Source organism: Sorangium aterium (assembly GCF_028368935.1).
In the GTDB taxonomy this organism is placed as follows: domain Bacteria; phylum Myxococcota_A; class Polyangia; order Polyangiales; family Polyangiaceae; genus Sorangium; species Sorangium atrum.
Genome location: NZ_JAQNDK010000006.1, coordinates 457,442 through 478,385, shown reverse-complemented (window position 1 = coordinate 478,385; position 20,944 = coordinate 457,442). Strand labels below are relative to the sequence as shown.

Annotated in this window: 13 protein-coding genes; 6 read left to right on the top strand and 7 right to left on the bottom strand. The window is 73.2% G+C overall.

From position 1 onward, the window contains the following. The first annotated feature begins 45 nt into the window (after positions 1 to 45). The 5 genes from POL72_RS45850 to carB all read left to right on the top strand — a co-directional run bounded on the left by POL72_RS45850 (position 46) and on the right by carB (position 8,549). The gene (locus tag POL72_RS45850; RefSeq protein WP_272103235.1) at positions 46 to 582 is read left to right on the top strand and encodes a MogA/MoaB family molybdenum cofactor biosynthesis protein; all 537 of its coding nucleotides are present in this window, start codon (positions 46 to 48) and stop codon (positions 580 to 582) included. Further along, complete coding sequence (locus POL72_RS45845) at positions 579 to 1,796, top strand: molybdopterin molybdotransferase MoeA (RefSeq protein WP_272103234.1); 1,218 nt, start codon at positions 579 to 581, stop codon at positions 1,794 to 1,796. Before POL72_RS45850 ends, POL72_RS45845 begins: the two co-directional genes overlap by 4 nt. A gap of 224 nt (positions 1,797 to 2,020) precedes the next feature. Further along, the gene (locus POL72_RS45840; RefSeq protein WP_272103233.1) at positions 2,021 to 3,739 is read left to right on the top strand and encodes a carbamoyltransferase family protein; all 1,719 of its coding nucleotides are present in this window, start codon (positions 2,021 to 2,023) and stop codon (positions 3,737 to 3,739) included. 368 nt (positions 3,740 to 4,107) lie between these two features. Beyond that, the gene (gene carA / locus POL72_RS45835) at positions 4,108 to 5,274 is read left to right on the top strand and encodes a glutamine-hydrolyzing carbamoyl-phosphate synthase small subunit (protein ID WP_272103232.1); all 1,167 of its coding nucleotides are present in this window, start codon (positions 4,108 to 4,110) and stop codon (positions 5,272 to 5,274) included. A 2-nt stretch (positions 5,275 to 5,276) separates the two neighbouring features. Continuing rightward, positions 5,277 to 8,549 (top strand): carbamoyl-phosphate synthase (glutamine-hydrolyzing) large subunit, encoded by a 3,273-nt coding sequence (gene carB / locus POL72_RS45830; protein ID WP_272103231.1) that lies wholly within the window; start codon positions 5,277 to 5,279, stop codon positions 8,547 to 8,549. Between the two features lie 294 nt (positions 8,550 to 8,843). Here carB and POL72_RS45825 read toward each other — a convergent pair whose 3' ends face one another. Beyond that, positions 8,844 to 10,151 (bottom strand): DUF8740 domain-containing protein, encoded by a 1,308-nt coding sequence (locus POL72_RS45825; protein ID WP_272103230.1) that lies wholly within the window; start codon positions 10,149 to 10,151, stop codon positions 8,844 to 8,846. Positions 10,152 to 10,908: 757 nt separating this feature from the next. On the opposite strand from POL72_RS45825, the gene POL72_RS45820 reads away from it, so the two are divergent. After that, a complete protein-coding gene (locus tag POL72_RS45820) occupies positions 10,909 to 11,049 on the top strand; it encodes a hypothetical protein (RefSeq protein ID WP_272103229.1) in 141 nt (46 codons plus the stop codon). Positions 11,050 to 11,236: 187 nt separating this feature from the next. On the opposite strand, the gene POL72_RS45815 is transcribed toward POL72_RS45820, so the two are convergent. From POL72_RS45815 to treZ, 6 genes are all read right to left on the bottom strand, one after another. Then, the gene (locus POL72_RS45815; RefSeq protein ID WP_272103228.1) at positions 11,237 to 11,851 is read right to left on the bottom strand and encodes an HMA2 domain-containing protein; all 615 of its coding nucleotides are present in this window, start codon (positions 11,849 to 11,851) and stop codon (positions 11,237 to 11,239) included. After that, positions 11,848 to 12,132 (bottom strand): hypothetical protein, encoded by a 285-nt coding sequence (locus POL72_RS45810; protein ID WP_272103227.1) that lies wholly within the window; start codon positions 12,130 to 12,132, stop codon positions 11,848 to 11,850. The genes POL72_RS45815 and POL72_RS45810 overlap by 4 nt, the downstream gene beginning before the upstream one ends. Next, positions 12,129 to 15,566 carry a cation-translocating P-type ATPase gene (locus POL72_RS45805; RefSeq protein ID WP_272103226.1) on the bottom strand — a complete coding sequence of 1,146 codons (3,438 nt, stop codon included), beginning with the start codon at positions 15,564 to 15,566 and terminating at the stop codon, positions 12,129 to 12,131. The genes POL72_RS45810 and POL72_RS45805 overlap by 4 nt, the downstream gene beginning before the upstream one ends. A 114-nt stretch (positions 15,567 to 15,680) precedes the next feature. Beyond that, entirely contained in the window at positions 15,681 to 18,062 is a 2,382-nt protein-coding gene (locus POL72_RS45800; RefSeq protein ID WP_272103225.1) for a hybrid sensor histidine kinase/response regulator, read from the bottom strand. A 233-nt stretch (positions 18,063 to 18,295) separates the two neighbouring features. Further along, positions 18,296 to 19,105 (bottom strand): tRNA (N6-threonylcarbamoyladenosine(37)-N6)-methyltransferase TrmO, encoded by an 810-nt coding sequence (gene tsaA, locus POL72_RS45795; RefSeq protein WP_272103224.1) that lies wholly within the window; start codon positions 19,103 to 19,105, stop codon positions 18,296 to 18,298. Continuing rightward, positions 19,099 to 20,943: a malto-oligosyltrehalose trehalohydrolase gene (gene treZ, locus POL72_RS45790; protein WP_272103223.1), complete on the bottom strand. Its 1,845-nt coding sequence runs from the start codon at positions 20,941 to 20,943 to the stop codon at positions 19,099 to 19,101. Before treZ ends, tsaA begins: the two co-directional genes overlap by 7 nt. Position 20,944: the final 1 nt, after the last annotated feature.

Genomic DNA, 20,944 nt, shown 5'->3' with positions numbered 1-20,944 from the left:
CGTCAAGAGTTCGCCTATCGCCGGGGACAGGCGTAAATCTGCCGCATGAGCCGCTCCCCCGTGCGCGTCGCCACGCTGACGCTCAGTGACACCCGCACCCTCGACGATGACGAGGGCGGACAGCTCCTCGGCGAGCTCCTGAAGCGCGCCGGCTTCTCCGTGACATCCCACGCCGTCGTCCGCGAGGAGCCCGAGCTGCTGCGAGCCGCGATCGTTCAGATCGCGGACGCCGGCTCGGCCGACGCGGTCGTCACCACAGGCGGGACCGGGATCGCCCCGCGCGACCGGACCCTCGAGGCGCTCGCGCCGCTCTTCGAGAAGACGCTCGACGGCTTCGGCGAGGCGTTCCGGCGCCTGAGCTGGGACGCCATCGGGCCGAACGCAATCCTGTCGCGCGCCGCGGCGGGCGTCGCGCGAGGGCTCGTGGTGATCGCGCTGCCCGGCAGCCCGAAGGCGGTGGAGCTCGCCGTCACGCAGATCATCGGCCCCGTCCTCGCGCACGCGGTCACGCTGGCGTCCGGCAAGGGCGGGCACCACCACCGATCCCCGCAGCCCGCGCAGGGCGAGGAGCAGCGCGGATGATCCGCTTCGAAGAGGCGCTCGATCGGCTGCTCGCGACCGCGGTCCCGGTCGGCCCCGAGCGGGTGCCGCTCGACGACGCGGCAGGGCGCGTGCTTGCCGAGGACATCGCGGCCGCCGACGCGATGCCCGCCTTCGACTACAGCGCGATGGACGGCTACGCCATCGCCTCGGCCGACCTCGCGGGCAGCGGGCCCTTCAGGCTGCCCGTCCGCGGCGAGAGCGCGGCCGGCCGCCCGCTGCCGGCGCTCCAGCCGGGCACGGCGTGTCGGATCTTCACCGGCGCGCGGCTGCCGCCCGGCGCCGACGCGATCGCGCCGCAAGAGGATGCCGTGCGCAGCGGCGACGAGATCACCCTGCAGGAAGCGCCGCGGGCGGGTGCCTGGGTGCGCCGCCGTGGCGCGGACCTCGCGGAGGGCGCCGTCCCGCTGCGCCGAGGAGCGCGGCTCACGCCGGGGAAGGTCGCGCTCGCGGCCGCTCTCGATCGCCCGAGCGTCCTCGTCGCGCGCCGCCCCGTGGTCACGGTGATGTGCTCCGGCGACGAGCTGCGCGCGCCCGGCTCGCCAGGCCCCGCCGGCACGATCCCGGAGTCGAACAGCTACTTCATCGCCGCGACCGCGCGCGCGGCGGGCGCTGCGGTCCGCGTCTCGCCGTTCGTCCCCGACGACGCGGCGCGCGCCGCCGAGGCGGTGTCGACGGCGCTGCGCGGGTCCGATCTCGTGGTGACCGTCGGCGGCGTGAGCGTCGGCGACCACGACATCGTCCGCCCCGCGCTCGAGGCAGCCGGCGTGTCGCTCGATTTCTGGCGCGTCGCCATCAAGCCGGGCAAGCCGCTCGCGGTGGGGCGCGCCGAGCTCTCGCGGTGCGGCGTCGTCCACGTGCTCGGGCTGCCAGGCAATCCGGCCTCGGCCTCGCTCACGTTCGTCCTCTTCGGCGTGCCGCTGCTCCGCGCGCTCCAGGGCGACGCGGCGCCGCGGCCGCCCCGGGTGATCGTCCGCGCGGACAGCGCGCTCAGGCGCCAGACCGGTCGCGCCGAGTTCCTCCGCACCCGCCTCGACGTCTCGAGCGGCGAGCTCGTCGCCCGCATCGCCGCGAACCAGGCGTCGGGCGCCGTCACGAGCTTCGCCGAGGCCGACGCGCTCGTCCTCGTGCCGGCCGATCGGGAGCGCATCGACGCGGGCGATCGCCTCGAGGCCATCCGCCTCGCGGAGATCTGAGCGCACGCCGCGCCATGCCGCGCTGCGCGCACCATGGCCGCGCAGCGGGGGGCATGGCCGCGGCAGCGGAGGGCATTGCCGCGCAGCGGGGGGCATTGCCTGCAATGCGCCGCATTGCCACGCGACCGCCGAAATTACGTCACGAACCCGCGCTCCATCACGCTGCGCTCGCACGGAGGGCTCGCCTTGACCCTCGCGCGGGGGCGCCGGAAGATGGCGGAGCCATGCTCATCCTCGGGATCAACGCCTATCACGGCGATGCGTCGGCCGCCCTGCTCGTCGACGGCCAGCTCGTCGCGGCGGCGGAGGAGGAGCGGTTCAGCAGGATCAAGCACTGCGCGGGCTTCCCGCGGCTCGCGGTCGAGTACTGCCTCGGCGCCGCCGGCGCGCGGGTCGAGGACATCGATCACATCGCGATCAGCCGCGACACGAGGGCGCACCTCGGCGACAAGCTCCTCTACGCGCTGACGCGGCGCTCGCCGGCAGGGCTCCTCAAGGGCTCGCTCGGCGCGAGCGACCCGAAGGTGCACCTCGGCGCCGCGCTCGGCGTCGATCCGAAGCGCATCCGCGCCGCGTCGCACAGCGTCGAGCACCACCGCGCGCACCTCGCCTCCGCGTTCTTCCCCTCGGGCTTCGACGAGGCGGCGGTCCTGTCCGTCGACGCCTTCGGCGACTTCGTCAGCACGATGTGGGCGCGCGGCCGCGGCAACAAGCTGGAGATCCTCCGGCGCGTCGGCTTCCCCCACTCGCTCGGGCTGTTCTACTCGGGCCTGACGCAGTACCTCGGCTTCCCGAAGTTCGGCGACGAGTACAAGGTCATGGGGCTGGCGGCTTACGGCCAGCCGGATCTGCTCGACAAGCTCCGGCAGGTGGTGCGCGTCAAGGACGGGGCGTTCGAGCTCGGGCTCGAGTACTTCCAGCACCACACGAAGGGCATCGCGATGACCTGGGAGGGCGAACCGCGCTACGGCCCCATCCACTCCGAGCGCCTGATCGACCTGCTCGGCCCCGCCCGCAGCCCGAAGAGCCGGATGGAAGATCGCTTCATGGCGGTCGCCGCCTCGACCCAGGCGGCGTTCGAGGAGGTGTACTTCGAGCTGCTCGCGACGGCGAAGCACCTCACCGGCTCGACGCGCCTCGCCCTCGCGGGCGGCTGCGCCTACAACAGCGTGGCCGCCGGGAAAATCCGGCCGAAGGGGCTGTTCGACGATGTCTTCATCCAGCCCGCGGCCGGCGACGCGGGCACGTCGTTCGGCGCGGCGCTCTACGTCCACCACCACAAGCTCGACAACCCGCGCGGCTTCCACCAGACGCACAGCTACTTCGGCCCGGCCTTCTCGCAGGAGACCATCGACGAGCTGCTCCGGAAGGAGCAGGTCGCGTTCGAGACCCTCCCCGACGAGGACCTGATCCCCCGCGTCGCCAGGGCGCTCAGCGAGGGCAAGGTGGTCGGCTGGTTCCAGGGGCGGATGGAGTACGGCCCGCGCGCGCTCGGCAACCGCAGCATCCTCTGCGACCCGCGGCGGGTGGACATCAAGGACGTGATGAACGAGCGGATCAAGCGCCGCGAGCTGTTCCGCCCCTTCGCGCCGGCGCTCCCCCTCGAGCGCGTCGGCGACTACTTCGAGCAGACCTCGCCGGATCCGTTCATGGTCAAGGTCTACAAGATCAAGCCCGAGCGCCGCGCGGAGATCCCCGCCGTGACCCACGTCGACGGCACGGGGCGCCTCCAGACGGTGACCGCCCAGGAGAACCCGCGCTACCACGCGCTCATCAGCGAGTTCGGCCGGCAGACCGGCACGCCCGTCCTCCTGAACACCTCGTTCAACGCGAGCGAGCCGATCGTTTGCACCCCAAAGGAAGCGCTCGACTGCTTCCTCCGGACCAAGATGGACGTGCTCGTCCTCGAGCGGGCCTACCTCGAGCGCGCGCCGGCCCTCTAGGCAGACCCGCGCGCGCTCCGGCGCGCTCCGGACAGGCCGCGAAAAGCGGGCCGGAAGCGGCCGAGAAAGCTCGGCCGAAAGTTCGTGGTTGACGTGGAGCGAGGGGACGGCAAATGGGCGTCCCCGGCATGTGGAAGAACGGGACGCCGGGCGCCCTGCCCCACCTCGACGGAGCGCCGGAGCAACCGGTGCCGACGAGCGGGGGTGCTTGGACGCCTTGCCTCGAGCATGATGCCGGCCCGCCGCGCGGCGTGCGCGCGGACCTGGTACCCCATGGGCCCACGGCGCTGCATGCGCTCACGGCCCCTCCTGCGTAAGGGTCCGCGCCGCGGCGGCCCAGGCGGTCAAAGAGGATGGATGCGAATCGGATGAAGCTCGTACTCGAAGACGGGACGACCATGACGGGCCGGTGCTTCGGCGCCCCGCGCGCGGTGAGCGGCGAGGTCGTCTTCAACACCGGCATGACGGGGTACGTCGAGACGCTCACGGATCCCTCGTACAGAGGCCAGATCCTGACGATCACGTACCCGCTCGTGGGCAGCTACGGCGTGCCCGCGCCGCGGAGAGCGGGCAGCGTCGACGGGCCTTACGAGGCCGACCGCATCCAGGTGCAGGGCCTCGTGGTCCAGAGCTACGTGGAGCGGTACAGCCACCACGCCGCGGTCCGCTCGCTCGGCGCCTGGCTCGCCAGCGAGGGCATCCCGGCGATCACGGGGATCGACACGCGCACGCTGACGCGGCGGCTCCGGGAGGTCGGGACGATGAAGGGCTGGCTGTTCCCGGCCGAGATGGACCTCGAGCGGGTGAAGCGCTCGGCCGAGGCCGTGGACATGCGCGAGGAGGTGTTCCGCCTCGTTTCGCCCCGCGAGCCCATCACGTACGAGGGCGGCCCCCTGAAGGTGCTCCTCATCGACGCGGGCGCGAAGGACAACATCGTCCGCTCGCTCCTGCGGCGCGGGGTCACCGTCATCCGCGCCCCCTACCACGCGCCCATCGCCGAGCTCGCCGAGAGCGCCGACGGCATCCTCATCGGCAACGGCCCCGGCGACCCCAAGGACCTCGGCCAGCTGGTCACCGCGCTGCGCGGCCTGCTCGGCACCTACACGAAGCCGATCTTCGGCATCTGCCTCGGCAACCAGATCCTCGCGCTGGCCGCCGGCGGCGACACCTTCAAGCTGCCGTACGGCCACCGCGGCGTGAACCAGCCGGTGCAGGACCTCCTGAGCCGCCGCTGTTACGTCACGAGCCAGAACCACGGGTACGCGGTGAAGCACGAGTCGCTGCCCGCCGAGTGGGAGCCCTGGTTCGTCAACATCAACGACGGCACCAACGAGGGCATCCGCTCGCGGCTCCGCCCCTTCTTCAGCGTCCAGTTCCACCCCGAGGCGACGCCCGGGCCCGAGGACGCAAGCTACCTGTTCGACGACTTCCTCCGCCTCTGCGGCGCGATGAAGGGGTCCTCCGATTCGCGACTCAAGACCGCGGGGGCCGCTGCCGTGGACCTCCGCTCTACCCCCACCGCAGGAAGGAGCTGAGCATGTACGGCGCCTATCTCCCCAAGAAACCCCGGCGCGTCCTCGTGCTCGGCTCCGGCGCGCTCCAGATCGGCCAGGCCGGCGAGTTCGACTACTCGGGATCGCAGGCGATCAAGGCCCTCAAGGAAGAGGGGATCGCCACCGTCCTCGTGAACCCCAACATCGCCACCATCCAGACGAGCGAGGGGCTCGCCGACCGCATCCATCTCTGCGCGGTCACCCCGGAGTTCGTCGAGCGGATCATCGTCAAGGAGGAGGTCGACGCGATCGCCCTCTCCTTCGGCGGGCAGACCGCGCTCAACTGCGGGCTCGAGCTCCACGACTCCGGTATCCTCGACAAGTACGGCGTGCGGGTGCTCGGCACGCCGATCAAGGCGATCCGCGACACCGAGGACCGGCGGCTCTTCATCGAGCGCCTCGACGAGATCGGCGTGAAGACGGCCCGCAGCCGCGCTTGCCGCTCGCCGGCCGAGGCCATGGAGGCGGCGCGCGAGATCGGGTTCCCCGTGATGCTCCGCGGCGGCTACGCGCTCGGCGGCAAGGGCAGCGGCATCGTCGAGAGCGAGCGCGACCTCGAGGACGCCGTGCGCCGCGGCTTCGCCGGCGGCGTGCCCCAGGTGCTCGTCGAGGAGTGCCTCCGGGGCTGGAAGGAGATCGAGTACGAGGTCGTCCGGGACGGGCGCGACAACTGCATCACCGTCTGCAACATGGAGAACCTCGACCCGATGGGGATCCATACAGGGGAGTCGATCGTCGTCGCCCCGTCGCAGACGCTGAACGACGAGGAGTACCAGCTCCTCCGCTCGGTCGCGCTGAAGACGATCCGCCACCTCGGCATCGTGGGCGAGTGCAACATCCAGTACGCGCTCGACCCGCACAGCGCCGATTACCGGGTCATCGAGGTGAACGCGCGCCTCTCCCGGTCGAGCGCCCTCGCCAGCAAGGCGACGGGTTACCCGCTCGCCTACGTCGCCGCGAAGATCGCCGTCGGCTACACCATGCCGGAGATCGCCAACGCGATCACCCGCAGGACGACCGCGTTCTTCGAGCCGGCGCTCGACTACCTCGTCTGCAAGGTCCCGCGCTGGGATCTCGGCAAGTTCCGCGGCGCGTCGATGCGGATCGGCAGCGAGATGAAGAGCGTCGGCGAGGTCATGGCCATCGGCAGGACGTTCCCCGAGGTCATCCAGAAGGCGCTCCGCATGCTCGACATCGGGGTGAAGGGGCTCGACCCCGACGCGTTCACCTTCCAGGACCTCCGCGACGAGCTGAAGAACGCGACGCCGCTCCGGATCTTCGCCGTGGCCCGCGCGCTCCAGGAGGGGATGGCGGTCGACGAGATCCACGATCTCACCAAGATCGACCGGTGGTTCTTGAACCAGATCGACCCGATCGTGCGGATGCACCGGGACCTGAAGGCGCTCAAGGTCGCCGTCCCCGCGCAGGCCGACAAGGCCGCGGCCGCGCAGGAGCCGGCGCTCGAGGAGGCGACCCTCCGGGAGGCGAAGCAGCTCGGCTTCAGCGACCGGATGATCGGCACGCTGACGGGCGCGCCGCGGGGCTCGATCCGGGAGGCCAGGAAGCGGCACGGCGTCGTGCCGCACCTCGCCCAGATCGACACGCTCGCGGCCGAGTTCCCCGCCGAGACGAACTACCTCTATTCGAGCTACCACGCGTCGGCCACCGACGTCGCGCCGTCCTGGCGGAAGAAGATCATGGTGCTCGGCTCCGGCGCCTACCGCATCGGATCGAGCGTCGAGTTCGACTGGTGCTGCGTCAACGCGATCCGCGCGGCCTCGGAGCTCGGCTACGAGACCATGATGCTGAACTACAACCCGGAGACGGTCAGCACCGACTACGACACGTGCGACAAGCTGGTCTTCGACGAGATCAGCTTCGAGACGGTGCTCGACATCTACGAGCGGGAGCAGCCCTACGGCATCGTGGTCAGCATGGGCGGGCAGGTCCCGAACAACCTGGCGCTCCGGCTGCACGAGGCGGGGGCGCGCATCCTCGGCACGAGCCCGGGGAGCATCGACACCGCCGAGGACCGGAAGAAGTTCAGCGATCTGCTCGACCGGCTGGAGATCGACCAGCCGCGCTGGGCGCACGTCGTCGACGCGGGCCAGGCAGGCGAGATCGTGAACAAGCTCGGCGGCTTCCCCGTCCTCGTGCGGCCGAGCTACGTGCTGAGCGGCGCGGCCATGAGCGTGGCGCACGAGCCCAACGAGCTCGATCGCATCCTCGCCCGCGCGAAGGCCGTCTCCCCCGCCTACCCCGTGGTCGTGTCCAAGTTCGAGACCCACGCCCGCGAGGTGGAGATCGACGCGGTCGCCGATCGCGGTGAGATCATCCTCTGGGCGATCAGCGAGCACATCGAGAACGCCGGCGTCCACAGCGGCGACGCGACGCTCGTCCTGCCCCCCCAGTCGCTCTACATCGCGACGATCCGCAGGATCAAGCAGATCGCCCAGCAGGTGGCGCGCTCGCTCTCGATCACCGGGCCGTTCAACATGCAGTTCTTGGCCAAGCACAACACGGTCAAGGTGATCGAGTGCAACCTGCGCGCGTCGCGGAGCTTCCCCTTCGTGTCGAAGGTCACGGGGAACAACTTCGTCCGGGAGGCGATGCGCAGGATGCTCGGCGTGTCGCAGCCGGTCGAGAACCGCGGGCTCGACCTCGATTACGTCGGGGTGAAGGCGCCGATGTTCTCGTTCTCGCGCCTCGTGGGGGCCGATCCGATGCTCGGCGTGGAGATGGCGAGCACCGGCGAGGTCGGCTGCTTCGGCGACGACATGCACGAGGCGCTCCTGCACTCGCTGCTCGCGACCGGCTTCAGGTTCCCCAAGAAGGGCGTGCTGCTCTCGCTCGGGCCCCTCGAGGACAAGTACTGGTTCGCCGACGAGGCCCGCGTCATCGCCGAGCACCTGAAGCTCCCCATCTTCGCGACGCCGGGCACGGCCGAGGCGCTCCGGGCGCTCGGGCTCGAGTGCACGAGCCTCGCGAAGCAGCCCGACGAGGGAGAGACGGCGATGAGCGCCATCGAGCAGGGGAAGGTGGATCTCGTGATCAACATCCCCCGCGAGTACGACCAGCTCGGCCGTCCGGACGGCTACCTGATCCGGCGGCGCGCGGTCGACGCGAACATCCCGCTCCTCACGGACCTCCAGCTCGCGCGGGCGGTCATCGGGGCGATGCGCGCGAAGAGGATCGAGGATCTGCGGACGCTGTCCTACGACGAGTACCTCGCGCGGAGCCCGGTCGCGCTGAGGTGACCTGAGGCGCCGACGCGGCGAGGAGAGGCTCCGGGTGGCTCGGGACGTCGTGCCGAGCTGCCCGGCCCCGCGGCGGACACCGCCGCACGGGGCCGGCCGCCTTCGTGAGAACAGGACAAACGCCGGCCCTCTCCGCGCTGCGTGACGGACACCCCCGCATGGGGTCTGTCACGTTCCTGACAGCGCAACGAACACCGGTCCCCTCCGTACCCCGCGACAAAACACCCCTGCACGGGGCCGGCTGCCTTCCTGAGAGCAGCGCCGGGCTCACGACCCCTGACGGCGGGCTCGCCCTCAGTCGTTCGTGACGATGAACCAGCCGTTCACAAAGCCGTTGCCGGTCGTCGAGGTCGATCCCTGGATCGGGCTGGTCCCCTCGTTGCGGAGGCACATGCCGACATTCCATTCGCCCTCTGTCAGCACCGTCGTGGCAGAGACCGAGTAGGTTGTGCGGGTCGGCGTGAAATAGTGGCTCGTAAAGATGCCTCCGAAGAAGTTGACCAGCTCGCCGCCGCTGCGGCGCTGGTAGCAGAGGCCGAGCGGAGCGACGAACGCAGCGCTGGACGACCGCAACCCGAGCGGCGCAGAGGCCGATCCGGTCACGCGCTGGCTGCCGGTGATGGTCACCGACCCCGGGGGGCCGACGAAGACATACGCGGAGCTGCCACCATCAAAAAGGGGAGCCATGTTGCCCGCAATCGCGATCGTGGCGACCACCCCCGTCGGCCCCTGGGGCCCTGTCGCGCCCGTGGGCCCCGTCGGCCCCTCGGGTCCCATCGGGCCATCGAGTCCCATCGGGCCCTCAGGGCCCATCGGTCCCTCGGGCCCCATCGGTCCCTCAGGCCCCATCGGGCCCTCAGGGCCCATCGGTCCCTCGGGCCCCATCGGCCCCTGGGGCCCTGTCGCGCCCGTGGGCCCCGTCGGTCCCTCGGGCCCCATCGGTCCCCTCTCGCCGGGCAGGCCAGCCGGCCCCGCCGGCCCCTCGGGCCCTGTCGCGCCCGCGGGTCCCGTCGATCCCTGGGGCCCCGTCGGCCCCTCGGGCCCTTTCGGCCCCTGGGGCCCTGTCGGCCCCGCCGGCCCCTCGGGCCCTGTCGGCCCCGTCGGTCCCCTCGGCCCCGCGATGCCGCTCGAGTCGCCCACCCAGTTGCCGCTCTCGTCGATGACGACCCGGCCGCCGATCTTCACCAGCTTCGGCGTGATCTCACCAACGGCGTTGTTCGCGACCATCGCATACGGGACGCTCCCTATCGAAGCGCGAGGCTCCATCTCCCGATCGTCCCCGACCGCGATTCCGATGTAGCGGACCGAGCCGTCAAAGACCTTTTCGGCCTGCTCCTCGGTGAAGTCGAGCACCGTGGAGAAATAGCCTTCATCGAACGAGAGCGCGATCGCCTCGCTCCAGAGCGGCTCGTCGTCGTCCTCGGCGGCGTAGATGGCGAACGTCACCGAGAGGACGTCATTGACCGGCTCGCCGTTGGCCGTGAAGAGCCGCCCCTGATGCGAGATCTGCATCGGCACGGCGGCGGCCGCGCCGCGCGCGAGGCCGACGGAGGCGGCGAGAAAAACACCCATCGCGAGGACACGCCGTCCCATCCCGTTCATGGCAAGCTCCCGTTCGCCCCGACCAGACCGCCCTGCACGCGGTAACTCGGCGAGGTCGCCTTTCCCTGCATCTGCGTCGGCTGACCGAGCGTGAAGACCATGCGATAGCTCGGACTCCTCACGACCTTCCCCGCGCTGACCATCTCGCCCGCAGCGATGCCCCGCTCCCCGACCTCGGGCCGCCCACCTGCGCCACCCCCGCCCGCCGAAGCCACAGGATCGCCTGCACCAGCCCCGCCAGCACCCCCGAGCCCCTCACCCCCCGACCCGGCCCCAGGCACGGACACGTCGGGACTGCCACAGCTACAGCCCGGAAACACGGCGAGCGATGCAACAGTCAGGCCTAGCCACACCGGGAATTGCAGTCGCACCATCAACGTGTTCCCCTCTGCTTCCGGGGCTTACGATCCGGACCAAGAGGGTACGCGCCCCGCCACCAAGGTTCAATCTATTCCCGAGCCATCGTGAGACATCGCCGCTTTACGTCGGGGTCGACAGGAGCCGCCACGAGCTCGAAAGCGCGCCGACACGATCACGCCGCGATCCCAAGGAGATGTCCGAGGCGAGGTGACCGCCGAGAATCCTGGCCCGGCCGGAGGAATGCCCTTGTCTCGCGCTCTCCTGCCCTCCGCGCGAGCGCCGCGGGGGGCAGCTCCCGCCGAGCGCTGCCCCCGCGCGCCGAGCCGACGAGCCCGCCTTCGCCCGCGCCCAGAGCGCCCCGAGGGGCGTCCGCGAAAGGAAGATGTTTTTCCGAACCATGATCTTGCTGAGCACGCTGATCCCCGTCGCGCTCGCCGAGGTTGTGAACTCGCGCTGGACTCAGGGCCTCACCGGCGCCCTGCTCACCGTGATGGGCGGCATCTACCTGGTCGGCGCGCTGCGCCAAGGGCCGAGCTAGCCCGCCCCGGCGGCCCCCGACGCTCTACAGCGCTTTCCGCCTACCTCTGCACCACGCCGAGCAGAGCGGCGGTCACCCGCACAGGAGACGGGCCCAGATCGGCGTTTTCGGCGCGCAAGCGCACTCCGGTGCGCTGAGCACCGAAAACGCCGAGGTGGGCCCGTATCCGAAGCGGGTGACCGCTGCTCTAGAGATCGTCGCACACGGGGACCGCCTCGTCGGGCCCCTCGCCCACGACGCCCGGCTGGCCCTCCGCCCCGCCGCCGCTGTGCAGCTCCTCCGAGATCGCCCCGGGGTTGAACGTCATGAACCACCGGAGCGACCACCAGAGCAGGTTGAACCAGGCCGGCACAGGCAGCCTGCGCGTCGCCCCGACCTCGGCGAGCCCCGCCGCCGCGAAGACGACCGGCAAGATGGTGCCCAGATCCGCGCGGTAATCCATCGCCTCGCGTACATCGGCGTTGATCCCGGCAAAGGCGTGCGCGACCGCGCGGGCGACGCGCGTCGGGCCAGGGTGGCCCTCGGGCCGCGGCGCGCCGATCGGGTGGCCGTCGTCGTCGCGCGCCCCGTCGACCAGGCCGGCGAGCAGGGCGCGGAGCCGCTCCGGCTCGAGCTCGCCCTCGGAGCGCTCGACGATCACCGAGCCCGTCATCGGACGGATCGAGACGACCTCGCACGCAGGATCGGCGGCGAGCTTCTCCGCGATCCGCTCGCACACGCGGCGATGGCCGGCCAGCGCCGGCGCGCGCAGGCGGACGCGCCGCCCCAGGGCGTGGACGACGAGGACCGGCGGCGACGTCATGACGACGGCTCGCCGTGGAGCCCCGAGGCGCCGTTGCTCTTGTGCGCAGCCCGCTGGCCGTGCGCCCCGCCCGCGGCCTTCTGGCGCACCCGCTCGGTGACCTCGGCGAAGAGATCCTCGACGTGCTCCCGCTGGCGCTCGATCAAGCCGAGGCCCAGCCTGCCCAGGTGGAGCCCGAGCGCCGCGATCTCGACGACCACCGGCCGGAGGTGCTGCTTCTTGCCCATCAGGAGGACGGCAGTGCCAACCCCCAGGGCGAACGACGGTGGATGGAACTTCATGATGCCATGTCTCCCTTGCGCAGCCCGGCGACGCGCGTGGCGCGCACGCCTTGCTTGGGTCTCTCGGCCGCCCCCGCCCCCTCGCCTGTGCCCTCGTCCGTTGCCTCTCCTGCTTTCGCTTCCGCTGCTTTCGCTTCGGCTTCTGCTGACGCGTTCGATGCCGATGCCGATGCCGATTCCGCGCGCCTGCCGTTGACGAACACGATCTCGCGGCCAGCGCTCGCGGAGCGCCCCAGAGGACCGCGGAGCAGCGCGGGCAGCGCGCCGACGGCCACGGCGAGCGCGAGCTCCCCGGCGCGGAGGCGCTGCGCCCCGAGCAGGCGGCCGAGGGACCGGGAGCCGAGCGCGAGCGCCTGGAGCGCGGACGTGGCGGCGAGCGCGCGGGCCACGTGCGGGCTGTCCCGGCGGAGCGCGGCCCCGGGCGCGAGATCCCCGGCGCCGGCGCGGCAGGCCAGCATGTGGAGCAGCTGCGCGGTCACCAGCGCCGTGAACGCCCTCGTCCCAGCGGTGGCCCGGCCGCCGAGCGCATACGCCGACAGCGACGCGCCGGACATCGCGGCCGCGTCCACGCCCAGCGCGCGGAGATCGGCCGCGCCGAGCAGCCGCGCCGCAGGGTCGCGCGGGGGGCGCCGCATGACGCCGGGCTCGGCGGGCTCGAGCGCGAGCGCGAGCGCCGGCGCCACGTCGGTGAGCAGGTTGATCCAGAGCAGCTGCAGCGGCGTCAGCGGCGAGGCGCCGCAGAGGGCGCCGACAAGCATCGCGAGGACCTCGCTCGCGTTCGTCGCGACGAAGTAGGCGATCGCCCGGCGGACGTTGTCGTGGAGCCGCCGCCCCTCGCAGACCGCCGCGGTGAGGCTCGGCAGATCGTCCTCGGCGAGGACCACGTCGGCCACGGCCCGCGCGATGTCCGTGCCGCGCTTGCCCATGGCCACGCCGACGTCGGCCGCCTTGAGCGCGGGTCCGTCGTTCACGCCGTCGCCCGTCATCGCCACGATCGCGCCGCCCTGCTGGAGCGCCCGCACGATCTCGAGCTTGGCCTCCGGGGTGACCCGGCTGTGCACGGCGTCCTGCGGGATGCCGAGCTCGGCGCCGATCGCGCGCGCGGTCCGCTCCTGGTCGCCCGTGAGCATCAGGGTGCGGATGCCGGCGCCAGAGAGGGCCTCGAGCGCCTCTCGCACGCCGGGGCGAGGCGGGTCGCGGAGGCCGACGAGGCCGGCGAACTCGAGCGGAGCGTCGTTGTCCGGCCGGCCGTTCTGCCGCCACGCGAGCGCGAGCACGCGCAGCCCCCGCGAGGCCATCGCGTCGTTGTGCCGGAGCGCCTCGCCGCGCTCGTCGCCGGCCGCCTCGCCCCGCGGCGGCGCGTCGCAGCGCGCGACGACCTGCTCGGGCGCGCCCTTCACGAGCTCGATGTGCCCGAGCTCCGGGTGGTCGTGGACCGTCACCATGAACGCGCGCTCGGCCGAGCGTCGCGCCTCGCTCACGCGCCGGGCCGCGAGGCGCCGCGCCGACACGGGGTAGCCGGCGGCGAGCGCGAACTCCACGAGGGCGCGCTCGGTGCCGCTGCCCTGGACGACCTTGCCCGCCTCGCTCAGCTCGACGTCGGCGTTCAGCGCGGCGATGCGCGCGAGCGCGTGCACGCGCGGGGCGGCGGCGTCGACCTCGCGCCCGTCCTCGCCGATCAGCGCGATCCGGCGCCCAGGCCCCTCGCCGTCGCCCCGGCGGGCGCCGCGCTCCACCCGCAGCGCGCCCTCGCCGGGGAGGAAGATCTCGGCCACCTGCATCCGGTTCTCGGTGAGCGTGCCGGTCTTGTCGGCGCAGACGACGCTCACCGCGCCGAGCGTCTCGGCCGCGGCGAGGCGGCGGATCACGATGCCGGAGCCGCGCAGGCGGCGGCTCGCGAGCGCGAGCGCCGTGGTGCCCACGGTGGGGAACCCCTCGGGGATGGCGGCGACGCCGAGCGCGACGGCGCTCCGCAAGAGCGCGTGGAGCGGCCTCCGGCGCGCGAGGCCGACGACCATCACCGCCGACGAGCTCGCGAGCGCGAACGTCGCGAGGCGCTGGCCGATCCAGGCGAGCTCCTGCTCGAGCGGCGGGGTGCGATCGGACTCGCGGGAGAGCGCGCGCTGGATGTCGCCGAGCGCGGTCCACCGGCCCGTCGCGACGACCACCGCCGCCCCCTCGCCCGAGGCGATCGTGGTGCCCGCGTACACCATGCTGCGGCGCTCGGCGAGCGGCGCGACGCCGCCGACCCTCGCGGCGCGCTTCTCGGCGGGCTCGCTCTCGCCGGTCAGCGTGCTCTCGTCGGCGGCGAGGCCGTGCGCGTCGACGACGCGCGCGTCCGCCGCGACCGGCTCGCCTGCGCGCAGCGCGAGCACGTCGCCCGGCACGAGCTCCGCGGCGGCGAGCCGCTGCTCGCGCCCGTCGCGCACGACGCGCGCCCACCCGACGCGGAGCTCGCCCCACGCGTGCAGGAGCTCCTCGGCGCGCGACTCGGTGTACGTGCCGATCGCGGCGTTCGCGCCGACGACGAGGAGGACGGCGCCGGCGTCGATCAGGTCGCCGAGCGCGAGCGACAGGCCCGCCGCGCCGAGGAGCATCGCCGTGGGCACCGTGAAGATCTGCCCGGCGAGGATCTCGATCGACGAGCGGGTCGCGACGCCGGCGAGCTCGTTCGGGCCGACCGCGCGGAGGCGGCGGCGCGCCTCGGCGGCGGGGAGCCCCTCGCGCGGATCGACGCCGAGCGCGCGGGCGACCTCGCCCGCGTCCTCCGCGTGGGCGCGGAGCGCCACGTCGACGCGGCGGGCGCGCTCGCCTCCGCCCTGCCCGGCCAGCGCGCTCTCCCCCTGCCCGGCCGGCGCGCTCTCCCCCTGCCCGGCCGGCGCGCTCTCCCCCTGCCCGGCCGGCGCGCCCTCACCCTGCCCGGTCGGCGCGCCCTCACCCTGCCCGGCCGGCGCGCCCTCGCTCCCCCAGGCCCGCGCCTGCCACGCGCGGCGGTCGCCCTCGCCCGCCGCGCTCTCGCGGGGGCGCGCCCAGCCACGCGCCGCGTGCACGAGCGCGCCCACGCCTTCGGCCAGGGCCCGCGCGGCGCGGCGCGCGGACGGCGGCGGCGGGGCGCCGGGCACGGCGTGGGCGCCGAGCACGAGCGCAGCCTCGTCCGCCGCGTCCTGCCCCACGCGCACGAGCACCCGCCCGGTGCGCGCGCTCGCCCGCGCGGACACGACGCCAGGGATCGCCGCGAGGTCGCGCTCGATGCGCGCGGCGCGCGCAGCGTCTCCGAAGAGGCCGGCCACCTCCGCGCGCACCCGCGCGATCCCTGCGCGCCCGTGCAGATCGCGCGCAGGCGTGCGATCTGCACGGGCGCGCCGGCGCGCGCCGCCGCCGCGGCCCCCGCGCCTGCCACGAAGATCGATCCAGCCCGTACCCCGACGCTCCATGATCCTCCGCGCTGAGGCGAAGGCCTTTTCAAAGGTCGAGCCAGCGCCTGTGTGCGAGCGAGCCACATCAAGCCGCCGGGCCGGCGCGGCGGCGCGCCGGCGCCCTCGTCGCCGTCACGCCCGCGTCGCCACGGAGGCCAGGAGGCTCTGCAGCGAGCCCGGATCGATCGGCTTGATGAAGTGCATATCGAAGCCGGCCTCGCGGACCCGGCGCTGGTCCCGCTCCTGGCCATAACCCGTCAGCGCGATCATCAGCGACGGGGCGACGTCCGCGCTCTCCTCCAAGGCTTTCAACGCCCGCGCCACGCCGCAGCCATCCATCCCGCCGGGGAGGCCGATGTCGCACAGGATGACCTCCGGCCGGAACGAGCGGGCCGCTTCCACCCCCGCGACCCCGGACAGGGCCACCTCGACCTGATGGCCGTTCATCGTGAGGAGCACCTGCAGCATCTCGGCGGCGTCCTCGTTGTCCTCGATGATCAGGACGCGCAGCGACCTCACGGCGCCGGCCGGCCTCGAGTCGGGGCGCGGCGGCGGCGCGGCGCGCTCCGGGGGCGCCTCGGGCCCGCGCGCGAGCGGCAGGCGGAGGGCGATCTCCGTCCCGTGGCCGACGCCCGCGCTCTCGGCCGACGCCGCGCCGCCGTGGAGTTCGACAAGACCCTTCACGAGCGCCAGCCCCAGCCCGAGCCCGCCCCGGTTGCGGTCCAGGCTGCGCTCGGCCTGGCTGAACGGCTCGAACATGCGCGCCAGCGTCGCCGGCTCCACGCCGATGCCGGTATCGCGGACGCGGATCGCGGCGGAGCCGTCCGACGTCGCCGAGAGCGCGACCGTCACCCGACCGCCGGCGTCGGTGAACTTGTTGGCGTTGTGCAGCACGTTGCTGACCGCCTGCGACAGGCGCGTGGGATCGCCGGAGACCCAGAGCGGCCCGGCCTGGAGCTCCAGCTGGAGCTGCAGGCCGCTCGCCTCCAGCGTGCTGCGGTAGTCCTCGGCGGTCTGCCGGACCAGCCGGGACAGGTCGCAGCGCTCCTTCCTCAGCTGGATCCTCCCGCGCGCCACGCGCGACACGTCGAGCAGGTCGTCCACCAGCCGGGCCATGTGCGCCACCTGCCGCTCGATCACGCCGCACGCCCGCCGGAGCGATGGCCGCTCCATCCCGGTGCTCCGCAGGATCTCCACCGCATTGCGGATGGGCCCGAGCGGATTGCGCAGCTCGTGCGCCAGCATCGCCAGGAACGCATCTTTGTTCTGGTCCGCTTCCCTCAGCGTCGCCTCCCAGGCGTCGCCGGCCCGCTTCCGCTCGGTGATGTCGTGGGCGATGGAGACCAGGAGCCGTCGGCCCGCCGCGTCCTTCCCCAGCGGCGCCGCGCTGAAGACCCACGTGCGCCTGGCGCCGCTCGCCGTGATGATGGTGAGCTCGTTCTCGTCCGAGGCCGCCTTCAGATCGAACAGGGACGCCACCCTGGCGCGGACGGCGGCCCCCGTCGCCCCGTACGCCCTGTCGTACCACGCCGTCACGGTGGGGATCTGCTCGTGGGTGTACCCGCTGAGGTCCGTCCACGCGCGGTTGACGCAGACGACCTGCCCGTCCTCGGCGTGGATCATGATGGGGAACGGGGTCTCCATGATGGCGCGGCGCAGCCCCTCCTCCCGCTCCTGCAGCTGGAGCTCCGCCTCCTTGCGCTCGGTGATGTCGATGATCGAGCCGACGTAGCCGAGGAACTCGCCGCCCGGGCCGAGCCGCGGAGCGGCCGAGTCGATGCACCAGCGGTACACGCCGTCGCGGCGGCGCACGCGGAAATCCATCCTGTAGGCGTCGCGCCGCTCGTGGGCTCGCTGGAACGCCTCATCGGCCACCGACCGGTCCTCGGGGTGCACCGCCTCGAGCCAGCCGGTGCCCAGGGCGGCCGCCTCGGTCTGGCCCGAGAAGTCCAGCCAGCCCCGGCTCGCGTACGTGCAGCCGCCGTCGATGCCCGTCATCCAGCTCATGACGGGCGCGTGATCGGCCATGTTGCGGAAGCACGCCTCGCTGTCGCGCAGGGCCTCCTCGGCGCGCCGCCTGGCGGTGCTCTCGCGCCCGGTCTCCAGGACGAGCCGCCGGCGCTCCACCCCTTCGACGAGCCGCAGGCGGCTCTCGACGAGGATCTCCCGGCCGTCGCGGGTCGTGCGCAGGAGCTCGCCCTCCCAGAGGCCGTCGCGCAGGAGCGCCGCCTCGATCTGCGCGAGCGGCGCCGGCGGGGCAGTGCGGAGGAGCTCGTGGCTCGACCGCCCGACGGCATCGCGCGCCGGGAAGCCGTAGAGCTGCTCGGCCCCCGCGCCGAAGTACACGATGGCGCTCGCTCCGCCGAGCTCCCACGCGAGGGCCGCCTCCCCGATCCGATCCAGGAGGGCCGCCTTCAGCTGCAGGTCGCCCGCGGTCTGCCCCGTGTCGCCGTGGCCGTCCTCCGGCGAGGCCCCGCATGGGGCCGGCGAGGGGGCGGAATGAAGGGGGCTCACCCCCTGGTCAGCCGAGCTGCAACGACACTCCAGCCGCACCGTCAGCAGGCGTCTCCGTCGAGCGCGTCGGCCCGATGCCCAGACGAGATGTCCCCGATGAACACGCTGAGCATTTGTCCGCCTCGAGCGCGTGCTGCAAGCGACGCGGACGTGAATCGTCACGCGAGATCGCCGGAATACCGGGCGATCCGAGCGTGCCTGGCGAGCAGGCGGCGCCGGTCGATCGCCGATCGCTAGCTGCGGCCGAACCGCTCCACGAACCGCCGGTGCGCCTCGAGATCCGGGCCCTCGCCGCCGACGAGCTCCTTCTCGCGGTAGCCCGTCGCCACCGACAGCACGTCGATCCGCCGCCCCTCGGCCCTGAACCGCACCCGCCACGACGTCACGGCGAGGCGCATCGCGTCCCCGTCGACGCGGATCCGGCGGTAGGGGTGCGGCTGCGGGCCGAGCGCCAGCACCCGGTCCACGCGCTCGCGCAGCGCGAAGCCGTGCGCCTCCTCGATCCACGCGGCCTGCTCGGCGGCGCGCGCGCACCACGCCACCTCGAAGCCGGGCTCGGGGTCGACCGGCGCCCCGGCGCCCGGCTCCTCCGCGAGCGGCGTGAGCCAGCCGGTGCGCGCGTGCGGGTGGGCGTCCGCGTACGGCACGTAGGGCTTGAGATCGAGCACCGGCGTGCCGTCGATCATGTCCACGCCGCCGACGCGCAGGGTGAGCCCGTCCACCGCGAGCAGCCTCACCGCGCTGAGGCCGATGGGGTTCGGGCGGTGCGGCGAGCGCGTCGACAGCACGCCGCGCCGCTTGCCGGCGCTCCTCGGCGGCAGCACCTTCGGGCGCCAGCCCTCGTTGAGGTGGAACCAGAAGACCACCCAGAGGTAGTCCCACCCCTCGATGTCCGAGAGCGCGTGCTCCAGCCCGAGGCCCGGCACGAGCTCGATGGTCCCCTCGGCGCTGCCCGCCGCGTGGGGCTGCCGCGGCGCGCTCACCTTGTCGGAGAACGGCGTGCGCACCACGCCGATGGGCGTGAACGTGACGGGCTTCAGCACGGCGCCCCGGAAGGATCGGGCACCTCGACGATCAGGACCGCCGGCCCCTCGAGCTCCACCCGGCCGCGCTCGAGCGGCGGCCGCCGCGCCGCGCCGCCGAACCGCGGCTCCTCGCTGAACGCGAGCGCCCGCGCCTCCGGGCGGCCGAGGTCGAGCGAGAGCGCGCCCCGGAGCGCGCAGAGCGCGATCACGGCGACGCCGCCGCCGCGGCGCTCGACGCAGATCGCGCCCGGCGAGAGCGCGTCGGCCGAGAAGGCGCCGCGCGCGCGGCTCCGCAGCGCGGGGTGCGCGGCGCGGAGGCGGAGGAGCTCGCGGTACCACGCGAGCACGCCGGCGTGCTCGGGCCGCCGCCGCTCGGCGTGATCGAGCTTCGAGCGCTGGAACGTCCGCGGGTCCTGCGGATCCGGCACCTCCTCGCCGGCGAACGCGGCGAAGTACTGGAACTCGCGCCGGCGGCCCTCGGTCACGAGCCGGCCGAGCTCGGCCTCATGATCGGTGAAGTACTGGAACGGCGTCCGCGCGTTCCACTCCTGGCCCATGAACAGCAGCGGCGTGTACGGCGTGAGCAGGAGCAGCGCCGACATCGTCCGGAAGGCCGCCGGGCTCACCTTGTCCCCGAGCCGATCGCCGACGGCGCGGTTGCCGATCTGATCGTGGTTCTGGATGCAGTGGACGAAGCGCGGCGGCGGCACCGGATCCGCGGGCGTGCCCCGCGGCTTGCCCGCGTGCTTCGAGATCTGCCCCTCGTAGAGCCACCCCTTGCGGATCGTCGCCGCGATGTCCTCCGCGGTGCCCGTGTGATCCTCGAAGTATCCGTCGCGATCCCCGGCGAACAGGACGCGCAGCTCGTGGTGGAAGTCGTCGGACCACACAGCGTCGAGGCCGTACCCGCCCTGCGCGACGGGCGTCACGAGGCGCGCGTCGTTGTGGCTGTCCTCGGCGATCAAAAGGACGCGCCGCCCCTCGCCGGCCGCCCGCGCGCGCTCGCCGATCTCCCGGAGGATGTGCGGCTCGGAGTCGTCGACGATCGCGTGGGTCGCGTCGAGGCGGAGGCCGTCGATGTGGAAGTCGCGGATCCACATCTCGACGTTCTCGAGGACGAGCGCGCGGACCTGCTCGGCGCCCGCGCCGTCGTAGTTCACCGCGTCGCCCCAGGGCGTCTTGTGCCGATCGGTGAAGTAGCGCCCCGCGTAGGCGCGGAGGTAGTTCCCGTCGGGGCCGAAGTGGTTGTAGACGCAGTCGAGGATCACGCCGAGCCCCGCGGCGTGGGCCGCGTCGACCAGGCGGCGCAGGCCCGCCGGGCCGCCGTAGGCCGCGTGCGGCGCGAAGAGGTCGACCCCGTCGTACCCCCACCCGCGCTCGCCCGGGAAGCTCGCGACCGGCATGAGCTCGATCGCCGTGATCCCGAGCTCCCGGAGCTCGGCGAGCCCCCCGATGAGCGCGTCGAACGTGCCCTCCGGGGTCGCCGCGCCGACGTGGACCTCGTAGAGGACGAGATCCTCGAGCGCGACGCCACGCCACCCCGCGTCCGTCCACGCGAACGAGGGGTCGTCGACCGCCGACGGGCCGTGGACCCCGAGCGGCTGCGCGCGGGAGTACGGGTCCGGGAACGGCCCCTCGCCGTCGATCCGCACCTTGTAGAGCGCGCCGGCCCCGAGGCCCGGCGCCGTCGCCTCGAAGGTGCCGTCGCCGGTCGGGGCCGCCGGCAGCGCGCCCGTGACCTCCTGGCCGTCGGCCCCGTAGGTGACGATCTCGATCCGATCGTGGTCGGGCGCCCAGACGCGGAAGCGGACCGCTCCGCCCTCGATCCACGCGCCCATCGTGCGCATCGCCTTCATG

Bases quoted from the DNA above. Each gene is read 5' to 3' on its own strand.
- POL72_RS45850 (WP_272103235.1), top strand. From the start codon at position 46: ATGAGCCGCTCCCCCGTGCGCGTCGCCACGCTGACGCTCAGTGACACC.
- POL72_RS45820 (WP_272103229.1), top strand. From the start codon at position 10,909: ATGATCTTGCTGAGCACGCTGATCCCCGTCGCGCTCGCCGAGGTTGTG.
- carA (WP_272103232.1), top strand. From the start codon at position 4,108: ATGAAGCTCGTACTCGAAGACGGGACGACCATGACGGGCCGGTGCTTC.
- POL72_RS45840 (WP_272103233.1), top strand. From the start codon at position 2,021: ATGCTCATCCTCGGGATCAACGCCTATCACGGCGATGCGTCGGCCGCC.
- treZ (WP_272103223.1), bottom strand. From the start codon at position 20,943: ATGAAGGCGATGCGCACGATGGGCGCGTGGATCGAGGGCGGAGCGGTC.
- POL72_RS45815 (WP_272103228.1), bottom strand. From the start codon at position 11,851: ATGACGTCGCCGCCGGTCCTCGTCGTCCACGCCCTGGGGCGGCGCGTC.
- POL72_RS45845 (WP_272103234.1), top strand. From the start codon at position 579: ATGATCCGCTTCGAAGAGGCGCTCGATCGGCTGCTCGCGACCGCGGTC.
- POL72_RS45825 (WP_272103230.1), bottom strand. From the start codon at position 10,151: ATGAACGGGATGGGACGGCGTGTCCTCGCGATGGGTGTTTTTCTCGCC.
- POL72_RS45810 (WP_272103227.1), bottom strand. From the start codon at position 12,132: ATGAAGTTCCATCCACCGTCGTTCGCCCTGGGGGTTGGCACTGCCGTC.
- carB (WP_272103231.1), top strand. From the start codon at position 5,277: ATGTACGGCGCCTATCTCCCCAAGAAACCCCGGCGCGTCCTCGTGCTC.
- POL72_RS45805 (WP_272103226.1), bottom strand. From the start codon at position 15,566: ATGGAGCGTCGGGGTACGGGCTGGATCGATCTTCGTGGCAGGCGCGGG.